At 72.4% G+C, this 15,802-nt stretch carries 15 protein-coding genes; 7 read left to right on the forward strand and 8 right to left on the reverse strand.

Going from position 1 to position 15,802, the window contains the following annotated elements; all coding sequences use genetic code 11:
- Window positions 1-31 precede the first annotated feature (31 nt).
- Entirely contained in the window at window positions 32-595 is a 564-nt protein-coding gene (locus AC1DPN_RS02285; protein ID WP_477083097.1) for a TetR/AcrR family transcriptional regulator, read from the reverse strand.
- An 86-nt stretch (window positions 596-681) separates the two neighbouring features.
- Between AC1DPN_RS02285 and AC1DPN_RS02290 the strand changes: the two genes are divergently transcribed.
- On the forward strand, window positions 682-1,575 hold the full coding sequence (locus AC1DPN_RS02290) for an SDR family oxidoreductase (protein WP_477083098.1): 894 nt from the start codon (window positions 682-684) through the stop codon (window positions 1,573-1,575).
- On the opposite strand, the gene AC1DPN_RS02295 is transcribed toward AC1DPN_RS02290, so the two are convergent.
- From AC1DPN_RS02295 to AC1DPN_RS02305, 3 genes are all read right to left on the reverse strand, one after another.
- Window positions 1,563-2,657 carry a DNA glycosylase AlkZ-like family protein gene (locus AC1DPN_RS02295; protein ID WP_477083099.1) on the reverse strand — a complete coding sequence of 365 codons (1,095 nt, stop codon included), beginning with the start codon at window positions 2,655-2,657 and terminating at the stop codon, window positions 1,563-1,565. The two genes, AC1DPN_RS02290 and AC1DPN_RS02295, sit on opposite strands and share 13 nt — an antisense overlap.
- Window positions 2,658-2,701: 44 nt before the next feature.
- Window positions 2,702-2,875 (reverse strand): DUF2510 domain-containing protein, encoded by a 174-nt coding sequence (locus AC1DPN_RS02300; protein ID WP_477083100.1) that lies wholly within the window; start codon window positions 2,873-2,875, stop codon window positions 2,702-2,704.
- Between the two features lie 93 nt (window positions 2,876-2,968).
- Entirely contained in the window at window positions 2,969-3,295 is a 327-nt protein-coding gene (locus AC1DPN_RS02305; RefSeq protein WP_477083101.1) for a hypothetical protein, read from the reverse strand.
- 126 nt (window positions 3,296-3,421) lie between these two features.
- On the opposite strand from AC1DPN_RS02305, the gene AC1DPN_RS02310 reads away from it, so the two are divergent.
- Together AC1DPN_RS02310 and AC1DPN_RS02315 are read left to right on the forward strand one after the other, a co-directional pair.
- Window positions 3,422-3,967, forward strand: coding sequence for a TetR/AcrR family transcriptional regulator (locus AC1DPN_RS02310; protein ID WP_477083102.1), 546 nt, complete (start codon window positions 3,422-3,424; stop codon window positions 3,965-3,967).
- Between the two features lie 105 nt (window positions 3,968-4,072).
- Window positions 4,073-6,244 (forward strand): MMPL family transporter, encoded by a 2,172-nt coding sequence (locus tag AC1DPN_RS02315; protein WP_477083103.1) that lies wholly within the window; start codon window positions 4,073-4,075, stop codon window positions 6,242-6,244.
- Between the two features lie 30 nt (window positions 6,245-6,274).
- Here AC1DPN_RS02315 and AC1DPN_RS02320 read toward each other — a convergent pair whose 3' ends face one another.
- Window positions 6,275-6,970, reverse strand: coding sequence for a rhomboid-like protein (locus AC1DPN_RS02320; protein ID WP_477083104.1), 696 nt, complete (start codon window positions 6,968-6,970; stop codon window positions 6,275-6,277).
- Window positions 6,971-7,183: 213 nt separating this feature from the next.
- Between AC1DPN_RS02320 and AC1DPN_RS02325 the strand changes: the two genes are divergently transcribed.
- Window positions 7,184-8,941, forward strand: coding sequence for an APC family permease (locus tag AC1DPN_RS02325; RefSeq protein ID WP_477083105.1), 1,758 nt, complete (start codon window positions 7,184-7,186; stop codon window positions 8,939-8,941).
- A 16-nt stretch (window positions 8,942-8,957) separates the two neighbouring features.
- On the opposite strand, the gene AC1DPN_RS02330 is transcribed toward AC1DPN_RS02325, so the two are convergent.
- Window positions 8,958-9,431, reverse strand: a complete 474-nt coding sequence (locus AC1DPN_RS02330) for an NUDIX hydrolase (protein ID WP_477083106.1) — start codon at window positions 9,429-9,431, stop codon at window positions 8,958-8,960.
- A 19-nt stretch (window positions 9,432-9,450) separates the two neighbouring features.
- Window positions 9,451-9,687, reverse strand: coding sequence for a hypothetical protein (locus AC1DPN_RS02335; RefSeq protein ID WP_477083107.1), 237 nt, complete (start codon window positions 9,685-9,687; stop codon window positions 9,451-9,453).
- Window positions 9,688-9,921: 234 nt separating this feature from the next.
- Here AC1DPN_RS02335 and AC1DPN_RS02340 point away from each other — a divergent pair, with 234 nt between their 5' ends.
- The 3 genes from AC1DPN_RS02340 to AC1DPN_RS02350 are packed head-to-tail and all read left to right on the forward strand — an operon-like array spanning window position 9,922 to window position 14,474.
- Window positions 9,922-11,421, forward strand: a complete 1,500-nt coding sequence (locus tag AC1DPN_RS02340) for an outer membrane protein assembly factor BamB family protein (protein WP_477083108.1) — start codon at window positions 9,922-9,924, stop codon at window positions 11,419-11,421.
- A gap of 8 nt (window positions 11,422-11,429) precedes the next feature.
- Window positions 11,430-12,866: an outer membrane protein assembly factor BamB family protein gene (locus AC1DPN_RS02345; protein ID WP_477083109.1), complete on the forward strand. Its 1,437-nt coding sequence runs from the start codon at window positions 11,430-11,432 to the stop codon at window positions 12,864-12,866.
- A gap of 45 nt (window positions 12,867-12,911) precedes the next feature.
- Window positions 12,912-14,474, forward strand: a complete 1,563-nt coding sequence (locus AC1DPN_RS02350) for an outer membrane protein assembly factor BamB family protein (protein ID WP_477083110.1) — start codon at window positions 12,912-12,914, stop codon at window positions 14,472-14,474.
- Between the two features lie 12 nt (window positions 14,475-14,486).
- On the opposite strand, the gene AC1DPN_RS02355 is transcribed toward AC1DPN_RS02350, so the two are convergent.
- Window positions 14,487-15,797, reverse strand: coding sequence for an NAD(P)/FAD-dependent oxidoreductase (locus AC1DPN_RS02355; protein WP_477083111.1), 1,311 nt, complete (start codon window positions 15,795-15,797; stop codon window positions 14,487-14,489).
- Window positions 15,798-15,802: the final 5 nt, after the last annotated feature.

The raw sequence follows: 15,802 nt of genomic DNA on the forward strand, positions 1-15,802 counted from the left end.
CCGAGCCTGTCCTAGCAGCCCCGAGCCTGTCCTAGCCCTGAGTCACGGCCCGCAGCTCGTCGAGCGCGGCGCGGATGCAGCCGGCGAGGTCCGTCGACGACGCGTCCGCGACCCACGCCTCGAAGCCGGCGCTGAACGCGGCGACGCCGGCGGCCGCGGCCAGCGACGCCGAGGCCGCCGGAACCCCGCGCGAGCGCAGGGCGCTCGCGGCAGCCGAGCTCAGCGTCGCCATCTTGTACAGCTCGCGCTCCTGCAGGCTCGGGTTGGCGGCGATGACTCCGGCGCGCGTCCGGGCATGGTCGCCGCGCTCTTCCAGCAGTGCTGCCGCGCTCTCGAACGCGTCTCCGACAACCTCGATGGGCGGGCGCCCGGGCGCCGCGTCGCGGATCGCGTCGACCAGCAGCGTCTGCAGCGTCGCCGAACCGTCGAACAGCACTTCGCGCTTGTCGGCGAAGTGCCGGAAGTACGTGCGCTCGGTGACGCCGGCGCGCTCGGCGATGTCCTCGACGGTCGTCTGCTCGAAGCCGCGTTCGGCGTAGAGCTCCAGCGCGACCCGCGCGAGGCGTCCGCGTGCATCCGGCTCCCATCGACCCATGGCGACGAGTGTAGTGATGACAGACACTGACATCGGACGTACAGTAGTGATGACAGTTGCTGACATCACTTCTGAAGGAGCGCATCATGCGCGTGTTCGTGACCGGAGCGTCCGGGTGGATCGGGTCTGCCACCGTCTCAGAGCTGCTGGCCGCAGACCACGAGGTGGTCGGCCTCGCTCGATCGGCGGCCAGCGCCGCACGCATCGAGGCCGCGGGCGCGACCCCGCTGAGCGGGTCCCTCGACGATCTCGGCGCCCTGCGTGCCGGCGCGGAGGCGGCCGATGCCGTGATCCACCTCGGCTTCAACCACGACTTCGGCGACATGGCCGGCGCCTGGCGCACCGAGCGGGCCGCGGTCGAGACCTTCGTCGAGGCGCTCGCGGGCTCCGACCGCGCCCTGCTGCTGGCGTCGGGTGTCGCGGGCCTGACGCCGGGCCGCACCGCGACCGAGCGTGACGCGTCGCCGAACCACGGCCCCGAGTCGATGCGCGGCGGCGCCGAGAACCTCGCCCTCTCGGCCGCGGACCGCGGCATCCGGTCGGTCGGCCTGCGCTTCGCCCCGACCGTCCACGGACAGGGAGACCACGGCTTCGTCGCGCACCTGGCCGGCATCGCCCGCGCGACGGGCGTCTCCGGCTACGTCGGCGACGGAGCCAACCGCTGGCCGGCGGTCCACGTCCGCGACGCTGCGCACCTGATCCGCCTCGCGCTGGACGCGGCGCCCGCCGGGTCGGTCGTCCACGCCGTCGGCGAGGAGGGAGTCGCCACGCGGGACATCGCGGAGGCGATCGGCAAGGGTCTGAGTCTCCCCACGGCGTCCGTCGCTCCCGACGACGCCGCCGAGCACTTCGGCTGGATCGGTCGCTTCTTCGCGCTCGACACCCCGGCGTCCAGCGCGCTCACCCGCGGGCTCCTCGGCTGGCAGCCGACCCAACCGGGACTCCTGGACGACCTGGCGGCTGGCTACTACACCTCGTAGGCGAGGTCGAGCTCGAGCCACCGCGCGAGGTCCTCGACCTGCTCGTCGACGGCGTCCCGCTCGTCGGCCGACAGGGGCTCGTCGAGGTGCAGGGCGTGCACCTGCAGGACCTCGCGGCCGGCGGTGGCGTCGAGCTTGCCGACGAGCCGGTCGCCGACCAGCACGGGCAGCGCGTAGTAGCCCCAGCGGCGGGCGGCGACCGGCTTGAACATCTCCAGGACGTACTCGAACTCGAAGATCTCGGTCATCCGCTTGCGGTCGTGCAGCAGCCGGTCCATCGGCGACAGCAGGGCGGCGCGGCCCTCGAACGGCAGGTCGAGGAGCGACGGGTCCACGCGCCACTCGCCGCGTACCCCGTCGACGACCGCGGGCTCCCCGGCCAGGCCGACGTCCAGAGGCTCGACCGGGCACGCCGGACCCTTCGACCGGGCGATCCCGAGCGCACCGAGCCGCTTCCGGTTGCGCAGCTCCCGGGCCTCGTCGAGCGGGATCTGCGGGCCGGGCGGGTAGACGCGCTCGGCCAGGTCCCAGAGCCGGTCCCGGCCCGTCCCGCCTGCGGCCGCGACGTCGCCCATGAGCACGAGCTGGTCGAGCATCATCGTGAGGTTGCGGTTGTTGTTCCAGCCCGAGGAGCGCCACGGCCGCACGCACGTGTCCGGCAGCTCGCTCGCGGGCAGCGGGCCGTCGGTGCGCAGGAGCTCGAGGATGTCCTGCCTGCACGCCTCGTTGTCGTCGACCCACTGGCGGTTGGCGACCTTCCAGAGGGGAACGTGGTCGCCCGTGCCGGGGAAGTCCGCCATCTCCGCGCGGTAGAGCGCCATGTCCTGCGCAACCCGCAGCGTCATCCGGTAGTCGAGGATCGTCTGCTGGTCGAGCGCCTCGCGCAGCTCGTCCGGGTCGTACGACGAACCGATCCGGCTCCACAGGACGAGGTCGGCGCTGGGAGCCACAGCGGCGGTCGGGTTGAGCTGGAGGAAGGTCAGCGCGTGCACCGTCTCGTGCACGTCGGTCGGTCGCTGCGCCGTCAGCAGCTGGGCGCGCAGGGCCACACGACGGGCGTCGGCGCGGGACAGCTGGTGCACGTCTGGGAGCCTAGGGCGGGCGTCCCACACGCGCTCGTGCGTGCCTAGACGGACGCGGTCTCGCCGGTCGAGGATGCTGCTGTCGCGAGCACTCGGCAGCGTGCGGGATGCAGCGGCTCGGGCATGACGTGCTCGGTCCAGGCGGCACCGTCGAACCAGCGCACTACTCCGACGGTCGTGCCGTCGGGGTACCAGCCAGCGGGTGGGTAGCCGTTCATGAGGCTGATAGTGGCAGAGCGCCAGCACCCCGGCGTGGGCGGTTTGTCCGATTCACCCCTTTGCCGCGGGTGACTCCGGCGGCGTGTCGAGCGTCAGGCGGAGGTGTCGCGGCGTGCGACTCGGCCGCCGACCTGCTGGCCGACCCACAGGGCGACGACGATCCCGGCGAGCGCGACGAAGAGCCCGGGGACGATCGCGTAGTCGAAGATCGCCTTCGTCAGTACGCCGCGGAGGTCCTCGATGCTCCGCAGGGCCGCGTCGGCAGCCCGCTCGCCGCCGGCACGCAGCATCCGGGTGGTCGCGGGGTCCACGACGCAGGACATCGTGTAGAGCACCCCGAGGGTGACGACGATGTTCCGCGTGCGCCGCATCGCGACCCGTGCGGGTCGGCTCGGCGTGAGGCGCAGGACGGTCTCCATATGACCCACTCATCGTCATCCGACGGCCGTTCATGAAGGTGTGCGCTGGGGGAGTCGGGTGCGCGGCGGGTGAAAACCTGACCGATCGGTCGGCGACTGACCGATCGGTCAGGCTATGCTGGCCAGATGACCACCACCGTCCCCCTGCGCGAGCGCACCCGTCGAGAGATCCTCGACCGTGCGCTCGAGCTGTTCATGGAGCACGGGTACCACGACACCTCGCTCGCGGACATCGCGGCGGCGGTCGGCTGCTCGAAGGCGACGGTTCTCTACCACTTCGCCAACAAGGGCGCGATCATCTCCGAGGTGCTCGAGCCCGCCGCGCTGCGGCTCGACGCGCTGGTCAAGGGGCTGCTGGCCAACCCCGCGATGCCGAACGCGCAGGAGCGGGCGATCGACGAGTTCGTCGACGTCGTCGTGGAGTACCGCAGCTTGTCGGTCGTGCTCGACGGCGCCGAGCTCCTGGCCGAGGTCCCGTCGTTCATCGCCGTCGCCGACTCGTGCTTCGAGCTGCCGCGGCTGCTCGCGGGCGGGACGGAACCCGACCGCCTGCGCATCGCGACGTTCGCGCTGAACGGCGCCATCGCGGAGTGCCACGACCACACGCACACGGACGAGAGCCTGCGCGCCCTTCTCCTGACCTGCATGAAGAGGCTCCTCCTCCCGACCTGATCCTGCGGACCAGATCCTCTGGACCAGCACAGCACCACCGACGTGCCCCGAGGATGCGGCGCGGACCTCCACCCCGTCACACCGATCGAAACGGAAGACCTCGACATGGCACAGCTCCTCTACCGACTGGGGCGGTTCTCGTTCCGCCGCCGCGGCCGGGTCGTCGCGATCTGGGGCGTGGTCCTCGTCCTGCTCGGCGTCGGCGTCGCCACGATCGCCGGCTCGACGGACGACGCGCTGTCGATCCCGGGCACCGAGGCGCAGCAGGCGCTCGACGACCTGCGCACGGACCTGCCCGCCGCATCCGGTGCGACCGCCACGCTCATCGTGCAGGTGCCCGAGGGCGAGACCCTCGACGCCGACGCGCTGGCGCCGGTCCTCGCCGACGCCGCGACGCTGCCCGAGGTCGTCGGCGTGGTCGACCCGACCGTCTCGCAGGCGGTCAGCCCCGACGGGCGCACCGGGCTGGTCACCGTCGCCTACGGCACGCCCCTGGACGGCATCTCGCAGGAGGCCAAGGACGCGTTCGACGAGTTCGGCGACTCCGCCACCACCGAGGCGTTGAAGGTCGTCTCCGGCGGTGAGCTGTCGCAGGCCCCGCCCGAGGTCGGCCCCACCGAGGGCATCGGCGTGCTTGTCGCGGCGGTCGTCCTGATCGTCACGTTCGGCTCACTGGTCGCCGCCGGCATGACCCTGCTCACCGCGATCGTCGGTCTCGCCGCCGGCATGAGCGGGCTGCTGATCCTCACCGCGTTCGTCGACATCACCTCGACCGCACCGGTCCTCGCGCTCATGCTCGGCCTCGCGGTCGGCATCGACTACGCGCTGTTCATCAGCTCGCGGCACCGCAACAACCTGGCCGACGGGCTCGACTACGAGGAGTCGGTCGCCCGCGCGGTCGCCACGGCCGGTTCCGCCGTGACGTTCGCCGGGGCCACCGTCGTCATCGCCCTCGCGGGTCTGGCCATCGCCGGGATCCCGTTCCTCACGACGATGGGACTGGCCGCCGCCGGCACCGTCCTGACCGCCGTGATCGTCGCGCTGACGCTCCTGCCCGCGCTGCTCGGATTCGTCGGCAAGCGGATCCTGCCGCGCAAGCAGCGCGTCACCATCACGCCGAACGCCGAGGACGGCGTCGGTTTCCGCTGGGCCCGTCGCGTCATCCGCTTCCGTACCCCGATCGTGATCCTCGGTGTCCTGGGACTGGGCGCGCTCGCGATCCCGATGCTGAACATGCACCTCGCGCTCCCGGACGGCGGCACCGCTCCCGCGGGCAGCCACCAGCGCGTCGCGTACGACATGACCGCCGAGGCGTTCGGCCCGGGCGTCAACGGCCCGCTGATCGTCGTCGTCAAGGGCGACACCGCGGAGTCCACGGCCGCCCTGGCAGCGAACGTGACCGAGACCGTCCAGGGTCTCGACGACGTCGTCGCCGTGCAGCCCGGCGCCACGAGCGAGTCGGGCCAGACCCAGCTCATCACGGTCATCCCGCAGAGCGGCCCGAGCACCGAGGAGACCGCGCAGCTCGTCCGGGACATCCGCGACGCCGTCCAGCCGCAGACCGAGGGCACGTCGGAGAGCATCGCGATCACGGGCACCACCGCCATCGGCGTCGACGTCTCCGCCAAGCTCGCAGCCGCCCTGCCGGTCTACCTCGGCGTCGTGATCGGCCTGTCGTTCCTGCTGCTGCTCATCGCGTTCCGCTCCTGGATGGTGCCGCTCAAGGCCGCCTTCGGGTTCCTGCTCACGGTCGGTGCGACGTTCGGCCTCGTCGTCGGCGTGTTCCAGTGGGGCTGGGCGGGCGCGCTCTTCGGCGTCGACAACCCCGGCCCGCTGGTCAGCTTCCTCCCGATCATCATGATCGGGATCCTGTTCGGGCTCGCCATGGACTACGAGGTGTTCATCGTGTCCCGGGTCCGCGAGGAGTTCGTGCACGGCAGCCACGCGACCGAGGCGACGATCGCCGGAGTCGGGCACGGCGCGCGCGTGGTCACGGCTGCGGCGCTCATCATGTCCTCGGTGTTCGCCGGGTTCATGCTGGTCGACGACCCGACCATCAAGGCGATCGGGTTCGGCCTCGCGGTCGGCGTGCTCATCGACGCCTTCCTCGTCCGCATGACGATCGTCCCGGCGGTGCTGGCCATCCTGGGCGACCGCGCCTGGAGCATGCCCCGCTGGCTCGACAAGATCACGCCGAACGTCGACATCGAGGGTGCGCACCTGCGGCTGGCCGGCACGGCCGCGCCGGACGAGCCGGAGCCCGTCGCGACGCGCTGAGGCACGGGGATCGACCGGTCCGGCTCGCCCTCAGCGGTGGAGCTCGGGCGGGTCGATCCCGCGTTCGCCGCGTGCGCGTGCGCGATGGTCGGCGGTGACCACGCGCGACGAGACGAGCGCTAGCAGCAGACCGATGCCGAGCGCGGTCGCATGGCCCGCATCGGTGAACGTCCGCAGGAACGCGCCTGGCAGCAGCCAGAGCAGGGCTGTGCCGGCGAGGTACCACCAGCGCCAGGGCGGCGGAACGGCCAGCACGAGGAAGCCCATCGCGCAGGCCATCACGTAGCTCACGCCGACGTCGGTCACCTCCGCGACCGAGTCGTCGACGAAGCCGTGGAAGATACCGGTCGTGAGTGCTGCGGCCACGACCAGGCCGGCCCCGACGTGTCCCGCGAGCCCGACGACGAGCGAGGCGACGCGCCCGACGAACCGCTGCAGGTATGCGAGCACGACGAGCAGCGGCACCACGAGCGTGAGCCCCACCAGGCTCTCGACGACGAACGCGCTGCCGAGCATCGACACGAGCGGCTCGGCCCGGAGGTTGTCGAGGTTGCTGCTCACGCGGTCGTAGATCTCGGCCTGCCGCTCGGGGGTCTGCAGGTGGACCCAGACGGTCACGGCCGTCACCACCGCGCAGTAGGCGATCGCGAGGTCCGCGCGTCGGATGGTCCGCCCGACGTCGACCAGGACCTCCCGCACCAGCTCGCCCGCCGACCGGTCGGTCATCCCGACACCGTAGCGGTGCCTGCACGATGGCTCCGGCAGCCTGGGACGGTGTCCGGGACGTCTTCCGGCCGACGACGCCGAGCGCTACGGTTTCGGTGGCCGAGACGGCCGGCGACGAGTGAGATCTGCTCCATCCGCACCACACCGCAACGAATCCGCCAGGTCCATCCGCCCGGGGCGACGATGCCGCGGGCCGCGCCACTGCGAGGTTTCGTGTCTGCCTCCACCACCGACGCCGCTCCTCTGGGGTTCCCGGAGACCGGCAAGGGACTCAAGGGCGGTGCGCTCGGGCTCGTCTCGAGCGTCGTCGTCGGCACGGCGTCCACCGCACCCGCGTACAGCCTGGCGGCCAGCCTCGGGTTCGTCGTCGCCGGAGGCGGCGCGATCCTCGCGGGCGTCAAGGCGCCGGCGATCATCCTGCTGGCGTTCGTCCCGATGTACCTGATCGCCGTCACGTACCAGGAGCTGAACCGCGCCGAGCCGGACTGCGGCACCACGTTCACCTGGGCCACCCGGGCGTTCGGGCCGATCACCGGATGGCTCGGCGGCTGGGGCATCATCGCCGCGGACGTGATCGTCATGGCCAACCTGGCGCAGATCGCCGGGACCTACACGTTCACGTTCCTCGGCGAGCTCGGCTGGACCGCGGCCGGGGACCTGGACTCCAGCGTCGCGTGGACGACTGCGGTCGGGCTGCTGTGGATCGCCGTCATGACCTACCTCTGCTACCGCGGCATCGAGGTCTCCGCGCGCATCCAGTACGCGCTGCTGTCCATCGAGGTGGTCGTCCTGATCATGTTCGCGGTCGTCGCGCTGACCAAGGTCTACACCGGGAACGGGGAGCCGTACTCGCTCACGCCGCAGTGGAGCTGGTTCTGGCCCGGCGGCCTGGACGTGTCCACCGTCATCGCGCCGGCCCTGCTCACCGCGGTGTTCATCTACTGGGGCTGGGACACCGCTGTGTCGGTCAACGAGGAGTCCGACGACCCGGCGACGACCCCGGGCCGTGCGGCGATCCTCTCGACGGTCCTGCTGCTGGTCACCTACGTCCTCGTCTCGACGGCGGCTGTCGCGTTCGCCGGCGTCGGCACCACCGGCATCGGCCTGGGCAACCCGGACAACGCCGACGACGTGTTCGCCGCGATCGGGCCGGCCCTGTTCGGCGACTCGGGACTCGGCAAGATCGCGCTGCTCCTGCTCTCGGCGTCGATCCTGACCTCGGCGTCGGCCTCCACCCAGACGACGATCCTGCCGACGGCCCGCACCACGCTGTCCATGGCCGCGTACAAGGCGGTGCCCAAGGCGTTCGCGCAGATCCACCCGAAGTACCTGACGCCGGGCGTCTCGACGATCGCGATGGGCGTCGTCTCGATGGCGTTCTACCTGCTCTTCACGCTGATCAGCCCGAACCTGCTGACCGCGCTCATCGGCTCGGTCGGCCTGATGATCGCCTTCTACTACGGCCTGACCGGGTTCGCATGCAGCTGGTTCTACCGCCGGACCTTGCACCACAAGCCTCGCGACTTCTTCATGCAGGGCGTCCTGCCGTCGCTCGGCGGGCTGATCCTGCTGGCCGCGTTCGTCTACGCGCTGATCCAGTTCGCGGCGCCGGACTGGCTGACCGACGACAACGACGAGAACGTGACGATCCTCGGGATCGGCGCGGTCGCGGTGGTCGGGGTCGTCGCGATCCTCATCGGCCTGGTGCTGATGGTCGTGTGGTGGATCCGGCAGCCGGCCTTCTTCCGAGGCGAGACGCTCCCCATGCGTGGCGCGCACGACCTCGTGCTCGTGGGCGCGGCGACCGAGGCATCCACCATCCGGCTGCCCGACTCCGGTCTGCCTGGCCTCGTCATCGCCCCTGATCTGTCGAACCTTCCGCCCGGCGCGACGGCGGTCACGACCACAGGTGAACAGCCGCCGGAGCCCACCGGAGCGTGGGACGAGCCCGACGAGCCGCGCGAGCCCTAGGTCGCCAGGCTGCAGGTCAGCGGTCGAGGAGGGCCGTCAGGCGCTCGATCAGCTTGCCCTGCCCGGCGACCACGAGGGCGGCCGCCTCGGCGGGGGAGAACCACCCGACGCGGTCGATCTCCGGCACCTCGACGCGGCGCCCGGAGCGCGGCGGCCACTCGATCTCGACGGTGTTGCTCACGGCGCTCGCCGCGTCGAAATCGCCCTCGCGCGCCCACGCGGTGACGACCTTGCCGGACTTCTGCCGGATCGACCCGAGGTCGAGGTCGGGCGCGTCACCGGCCGGCGGTGGGGACCCGAGCTCCTCCTCGAACTCGCGCAGGGCGGCGGCGTAGGGGTCTTCACCTGGTGACGGCTCGCCCTTCGGGATCGTCCAGGCACCCGCGTCCTTGCGCGCCCAGAACGGTCCGCCCATGTGGCCGACGAGGACCTCGATGCCTCCGTCCACGGTTCGTCGGAACAGCAGCAGACCTGCGCTTGTCGGGGCCACCGGACAAGGATGGCAGCCGTCACGCGTGCCTGTGGAGACGCTCTCCCTCTGCGTCGAGCATCAGCTCCAGCACGTGCAGCCGCCCGCGGGCACGGTCCGTCGCCTCCTGGTCGTGCTGCCGGCGGACCGTGTCGTACTCGTGGTGGGCCTTCGCCGTAGCGCTGGCGAGCTCGAACCAGGACGCGCCCGCGTAGGCCACGCGAACCTGCGCCTCGAGCGCGGGGTCCACCTGGAGCTGCTCGTCGGTGACGCTCATGTCGGCTCCTTCGCCTCGAACCTCTCCCTCCATCTTTCGACTGTTTCGGCGCGGTGCAGCACCGACACGCGCAATTTCGCCCGGTTGGCCCGCGGGGCGCCTGTGCGGATGCCGAGGCGATGACGGACATCAGGGGGTGCCAGGACGCTGCTGCGCGCCGTCGGAGGCGTCCCGTCGGTCGGATCACCCCTCCTCGGCGGGCCCCGGGTCCGGGTGCCGGGTTAGCCTCCGAGGATGGGGCACCGCAGCCACATGCAGCCGGTCGAGCTCCTCGACGACGTCCGCGCGCCGGACGAGCCGCCGCAGCGCGCCGCGGACCCGGTCCGCCGGCGTCGTCGGCTCCTGCTGTGGCTCGGTGTCGCCGTCGTCGCGCTGGCCCTCGTCGGGACGCAGGCCGCGTTCCTCGCCCGGGACCGCGCCGCCGTGGCCAGGGTCCAGGCGCTTCCCGGGGTGGTCCACGGGATCGACGCCCACGTCGCCGAGCTCTGGCGCGTCGACGAGAGGGACCTCGCCTACCTCGAGCGCGCGGTGACGGTGGGTGGCGCGGTGATCGGCGTGCGGACCGCCCTCGACGGCTCGCAGCGCGTCGAGGCGCGCGACGCGGCGACGGGCGACCGCGGCTGGTCCGCCCCCCTGCGCGGACCCGACACCGAGCTGGCGCTGCGCGGCGGCGAGGCGTCCCCCAGCGAGTGCCGGAGCATCCCGGTCGCAGGGGACGGCGCCGTGCTGGTCGCGTGCCTCGGGTCGGACGCCGTGGTCAGCGTCGGCGAACGGGGGCGGGCCACCTACGTGCGTGAGCCGGTCCGGTCGCACGTCGTCGTGGTCGACACGGCGGACGGGCACGTCGTCGCCGACCAGCCTGCGCCCCCCGCGATCGAGCTCACGACGCTGGCCGGACTGGTCGTGCTCGGTCTGCCGGGTGCGGACGGCCACGCCGAGGTGACGGCACAGGACGCCGTGACCGGGGAGCGCGTGTGGCAGTTCCGTTCGCCGACGCCCGGCATCGCGCCGGCCGGTGACGTCGCCGGGTTCCGGCTGTTCCCTCTCGGTGACCGGGTCGGTGTGCAGGAGGCGCGTCGGCAGGTGACGCTGCTGTCGGCCGACGGCCAGGTCGTCCGTGAGCGCAGCCGGGTGCTCGACGGGTCGCCCGTCATCGTCGGGACCGACCGGCTCGAGCTGCTCTCGGGGTTTGCCGAGGGGCGTCCGGCCACCACCGTCGTCCGCCCCGGCCGTCCCGACGCCACGGTGCCTGGCTACCTCCTGGCGCGGTCCGTCGACGACGGCTCCCTGGACGACGTCGAGATCACGTACGGCTCGATGGTCCGCGCCTGGGACGCGGGCTCGGGCGAGCTGCTCTGGGAGAACGACGGGCCGATCGGAGGCCCGGCGGTGATCCTGAACGGTTCGGTGTACTGCATGAGCGGCGCGAGCGCGGGCGCGGTGCTCGCGTTCGACGGCCGGACGGGCGCCCTCGTCTGGAGCGCGAACACCGGTTCCTACGACCAGGTGCAGACGCTCCTGACCAACGGCACCTCGCTCCTCGTCGCCAACTCTCCGGCCACCGGCGAGCAGTCCGGGACCCTCGACGCCTTCACGCTCGACACCGGCACCCACCTCTGGCGTGCGGTCCTTCCCGAGCGGCTCGGCACGGCGTCGGTCCAGGGCAAGCTCCTGCTCGTGGGCTCCGACGTCGGGGCGGCCGTGCTGGGCAGCGCTCGCGACACCGGGTCGTAGGTGGAGGCATGAGCCGGCACGGCATGCAGGAGGTCGACCTCGAGGACGCTCACGTCGTCGAGGCGCCCGCGGCCGACCCGTCGCACCGGCGCCGATGGCGCTGGTGGTGGGTCGGGGGCGTCGCGGTGCTGGCCGCCGCAGTCCTCGTCGTCACGCAGACCGTGCTCGACGCGCGGGAGCGGGCGGAGCTCGCCCGGTTCGCGGCCGTGCCCGGGGTCGTTGCGCCCGTCGACTCGTCGGTGCAGGTGCTCTGGCGCCCGTCGGAGGCGTTGTCAGGCCTCGTGCTCGGCGGGGTCCCCTCCGACGGCGCCTTCGTCGGGCTCAGCATCACCGACGACGGGGGGCAGGAGATCGTCTCGGTCGACCAGCGGACCGGCGACGTCCGCTGGTCGACGCCGATGTTCGGTCCCGACGCCTCGCTGGCCCTCTCCCTGGACCGGCGGTCGGCCGGCCGGTGCGCACCCTCGGCGGCCCATCAGATCGCCTGCCTGGTCAGCAACGGCTTCCAGCACTTCGACAAGGCGGGCAGCCCGACCGTCGTCCCCGCGACGATCACCCGCGTCGTCGTGGTGGACACGCGGGATGGCAGCGTCGTCGCCGACAACCGGACGCCCGCCGCGACCTCGATGGCCGTGCTCCGTGGGCTGGTCGTGCTCAGCGCGCCGGGCGCCGAGGTGACCGCCCGCGACCTGCTCACCGGCGAGGTGCGATGGCGGTACACGCCACGCAGCGCGGGCGAGGACCTCAGCCAGGCGGCGTTCACGTCCGCGGTGCAGGTGTTCTCCGCGGGCGACCTGGTCGGCGTGACGAACCCTGGCTGGTCGGTCGCTCTCCTCAACGCCTCGGGTGACCTCGTGCGCGAGCCGGTCCCGGCGCTCGCGGGCTACCGGTACGGCGCGACCGCCGGGATCCTCGCCCTGCTGAGCACCACCGAGTCCGGGCAGGTCCGCTCGACGCTGGTCCGCACCGGACGCGAGGACGTCGACCTCCCGGGCACGTACCTCGACGTCACCGTGGACGACGGCAGCGTTCCCGACCTGGTGCTCACCTCAGACGCGGCGCTGCGCGGCTGGGACGCCCGGACCGGTGCCCGGCGGTGGTCGTCCGACGAGGTCGCCATGGGTTCGGCGCTCGTGCTGCAGGGCCGCGTCTACGTGCCGACGAGGACCGGGACCGTCGCGCTCGACGGCCGGACCGGCGACATCGTCTGGCGGTCCACCCTCACGCCGCTCCATGTGCCTGGCACGCTCGTGACGGACGGCTCCGCGCTCCTCGTCGCCGACGATCCGGTCGCGGGCCAGCAGCGCAGCCAGCTCGTCGCGTACGACCTCGGTGACGGGCACGCGCTGTGGAGCGCTCCGCTGCCTGACGGCATCCGGTCGAGCACCTCGGTGGGCCGCCCGCTTCTCGGCCTCACGACGGCCGGGGTGGTCGTCCTCGGGTGAGACGTTCACCCTCGGGGCGTCAGGGCCGCTCGGTATCATCGCGAGATGGCGCGCGGGGGCGGTATGCAGGACGTCGAGCTCGTCGACGTCGTGACCGATGGCGCCGCGACGGACGGCGGGGACGGCGGGCCACCTCCTTCAGGACAGCCCCATCGACGTCGATGGTGGCTCGTGCCGGCCGCCGCTGCGGCGGTCGTGCTCGCGCTCGTCGGGTACCAGAGCATCACGGACGCGCGTCAGCGGTCGTTGCTCGCCGGGCTGGCGCACGTCCCCGGGGTGCTCGCCCCGATCGACCCCGACCTGCCGATCCGCTGGGACATGTCCGGCACGTCGACCCAGGCGGCCGCGTACGGGATCGTGGCGGACGGGGCGACGATGAACCTCGTCGTCGAGGCGGACGGCTCGCAACGGGTCGTCGCGATCGACCTCGCCACGGGTGCCGAACGCTGGTCGACGGTCGTGTACGGCCCGAGCCCCGCTCTGGCGGCGGCGCGCGAGGGCGAGGGTGGGACCTCGTCGGGGTACTGCCTGCCGGTAGGGCCGCACGCGGCGGAGCCGACCTCGATCGCCTGCATGGTCAGCGACGGGTTCCAGACCTACGGCGAGGAGTACGTGGAGGTCCCCGCGACCGAGACGCTCGTCCGCGTCCTCGACACCCACGACGGGCACGAGATCGTGCGGTGGCCGGCGGGTGAGAGCGGCATCGCCGTCTCGGGCGGCCGTGTCGTCCTGGCACGCTGGGCCGACGACGGGATCGAGGTCACCGGGTACGAACCCACCACGGGAGACACGGTGTGGTCCCGGCGGCTGGACGTCCCGCACATGGCGATCCGCCGCGACTATCCGCCGTCGGTCCAGGGCGTGGGCGGACTCATCGAGGTCGGCTCGAGCAGCTGGTCGATGCGGCTCGACGAGGACGGCGTGCCGCTCGCGGTGCAGCCCGAGGGGGACGACGCCTCAGGCGGCAGCTGGCTCGTCGAGGCGCCGAGCGACGACCGCTACATCGCGGTCACGTACAGCAGCACCGGGACGACCAGGACCGAGCTGCTCGGCTCGGACGGGGCTGTGGAGGCCACCCTCTCGGGCGACCTGGTCTACCCACCGGTCGACGACCGGAGCGTGCCGAACCTGATCCTCACGGTGCCGTCACCCTCGGGAGCCACGGACGGGAGCGAGGAGGACGTCCCTCCCGGAGCGCTGCGCGGCTCCGACGTGAGGACCGGCCGGACCCTCTGGACGGCCGACATCTCGACGAGCGGGTACGGCGCGCTCGTCATGCTCGGCCGCGTCTACGTGCTCGGGGCGAAGGGGATCGTCGTCCTCGACGGGGAGTCGGGCAAGGTGCTCTGGACCATCGCACCCTCGGACGGCGTCACCTACACCACCCTCCTCACGGACGGTCGGAACCTTCTCGCGGTGCGGACTCCTGGCATGACCGGTGGCGACTGGATCGACGCGTACTCGCTGACGGGCGCGGACCAGGTCTGGAGCGCGCCGATCCCGGCCGGTCTCTACGAGGTCCACCCCGTCGGCAGCACGCTGGTCGGCGTCGCGTACGCCGAGACGCAGTACTTCAGCAGCGTCGTGCGGGTCGCGCGGCTCGGCTGACGCACGCCTCGCTCAACGCCCGGCCGTGTGCTCCGCTGCCGCGAACCGTGCCTGGCCCGGCTGGACCAGACCGAGCTGCGCGGGCACGGGTCGACTGACCAGGTTGAGCGCCCAGTCGGCCGCGATGCGGGCTCGGTTGGCCATCGAGGGCACCGCATACAGGTGATAGGCCTTCGCGACGACCTTCGCGGGCAGACCGGTCAGGGAGACCCCCAGCGGGCGCGCCACGGCGCTGCGTCTGCCGAGGTCGGCCACGAGGCCCAGGTCGTGGTGCCGGTAGTCGCGGGGCTCGCCGTGGCCGAGGCTCGCGGCGATGTTGTGCCCGAGGACGACGCCCATGCGTTGCGCGTGCTGGGCGGTCGGCGGGTACGCGCGGTGCTGCGCGTCGTACGGGTCGGGGGCGGAGGCCGCGTCGCCCGCGGCCCAGACGTGCGTCTCTCCCGGTACCTCCAGCCGGGAGTCGACGACGAGCCGCCCGCGCTCGACGGCGTCCCCGAGCGCGCCCACGAGCGGAGGTGGCGTGACGCCCGCCGTCCAGAGCACCGTGTGGCAGGGGATCGTCTCTCCGTCGGAGAGCGTCACGCGGTCCGGGGCGATCGCGGTGACCGACGTGCTCAGCCGAACCTGCATGCCCCGCGCCCGGATCTGGTCGAGCGCGAACTCGCCGAGGCGTGGCCCCAGCTCGGGCAGCACGGCAGGGGCGACGTCGACCAGCAGCCACGTGACGTCCTCGGTGCGCAGTCGGGGGAACCGGTCCAGCTGCGCGTGCGTCATGACCTGCAGCTGTGCAGCCGTCTCCGTGCCTGCGTACCCGGCTCCGACCACCACGAACGTCAGGCGGGCGCGGCGGTCCGCGAGGTCGTCCGTGGCGTCGGCGATCTCCATCTGCCGCAGCACGTGGTCGCGGATGTAGACGGCCTGCACCAGCGTCTTGAGTCCGAGCGCGTGGTCCTCCATGCCGGGCGTCGGCAGCCGCCGGGTCACCGACCCCACCGTCATCGCCAGCCGGTCCCAGCGGATCACGAGCGGGTCCGCCAGGTCGCAGGCCACGTCGATCGTCCGTGCGTCGGTGTCGACCGACTCGACCAGCCCCTGCACGATCCGTGCGCGCCGCAGTGCCGAGTGCAGGGGGATCGCGATGCGGCGTGCGTCCAGGCGTCCGGCGGCGACCTCGGGCAGCAGCGGCGAGTAGCACAGGTGGTCGGTCGCACTCACGATCGTCAGGTCGGCGGCGCCGGGTGGCACCAGCTTCTCGAACGTGCGGGCCGCGAAGAACCCGGCGAAGCCGCTGCCGACCACCACCACGTGCGGGCGTGCGCTCATCTCCA

Source organism: Cellulomonas sp. P4_H4 (assembly GCF_056400865.1).

Excerpts from the sequence above, each read along its gene's own strand:
- AC1DPN_RS02285 (WP_477083097.1), bottom strand. The coding sequence starts at position 595 with ATGGGTCGATGGGAGCCGGATGCACGCGGACGCCTCGCGCGGGTCGCG.
- AC1DPN_RS02290 (WP_477083098.1), top strand. The coding sequence starts at position 682 with ATGCGCGTGTTCGTGACCGGAGCGTCCGGGTGGATCGGGTCTGCCACC.
- AC1DPN_RS02300 (WP_477083100.1), bottom strand. The coding sequence starts at position 2,875 with ATGAACGGCTACCCACCCGCTGGCTGGTACCCCGACGGCACGACCGTC.
- AC1DPN_RS02305 (WP_477083101.1), bottom strand. The coding sequence starts at position 3,295 with ATGGAGACCGTCCTGCGCCTCACGCCGAGCCGACCCGCACGGGTCGCG.
- AC1DPN_RS02310 (WP_477083102.1), top strand. The coding sequence starts at position 3,422 with ATGACCACCACCGTCCCCCTGCGCGAGCGCACCCGTCGAGAGATCCTC.
- AC1DPN_RS02315 (WP_477083103.1), top strand. The coding sequence starts at position 4,073 with ATGGCACAGCTCCTCTACCGACTGGGGCGGTTCTCGTTCCGCCGCCGC.
- AC1DPN_RS02320 (WP_477083104.1), bottom strand. The coding sequence starts at position 6,970 with ATGACCGACCGGTCGGCGGGCGAGCTGGTGCGGGAGGTCCTGGTCGAC.
- AC1DPN_RS02335 (WP_477083107.1), bottom strand. The coding sequence starts at position 9,687 with ATGAGCGTCACCGACGAGCAGCTCCAGGTGGACCCCGCGCTCGAGGCG.
- AC1DPN_RS02340 (WP_477083108.1), top strand. The coding sequence starts at position 9,922 with ATGGGGCACCGCAGCCACATGCAGCCGGTCGAGCTCCTCGACGACGTC.
- AC1DPN_RS02345 (WP_477083109.1), top strand. The coding sequence starts at position 11,430 with ATGAGCCGGCACGGCATGCAGGAGGTCGACCTCGAGGACGCTCACGTC.
- AC1DPN_RS02350 (WP_477083110.1), top strand. The coding sequence starts at position 12,912 with ATGGCGCGCGGGGGCGGTATGCAGGACGTCGAGCTCGTCGACGTCGTG.
- AC1DPN_RS02355 (WP_477083111.1), bottom strand. The coding sequence starts at position 15,797 with ATGAGCGCACGCCCGCACGTGGTGGTGGTCGGCAGCGGCTTCGCCGGG.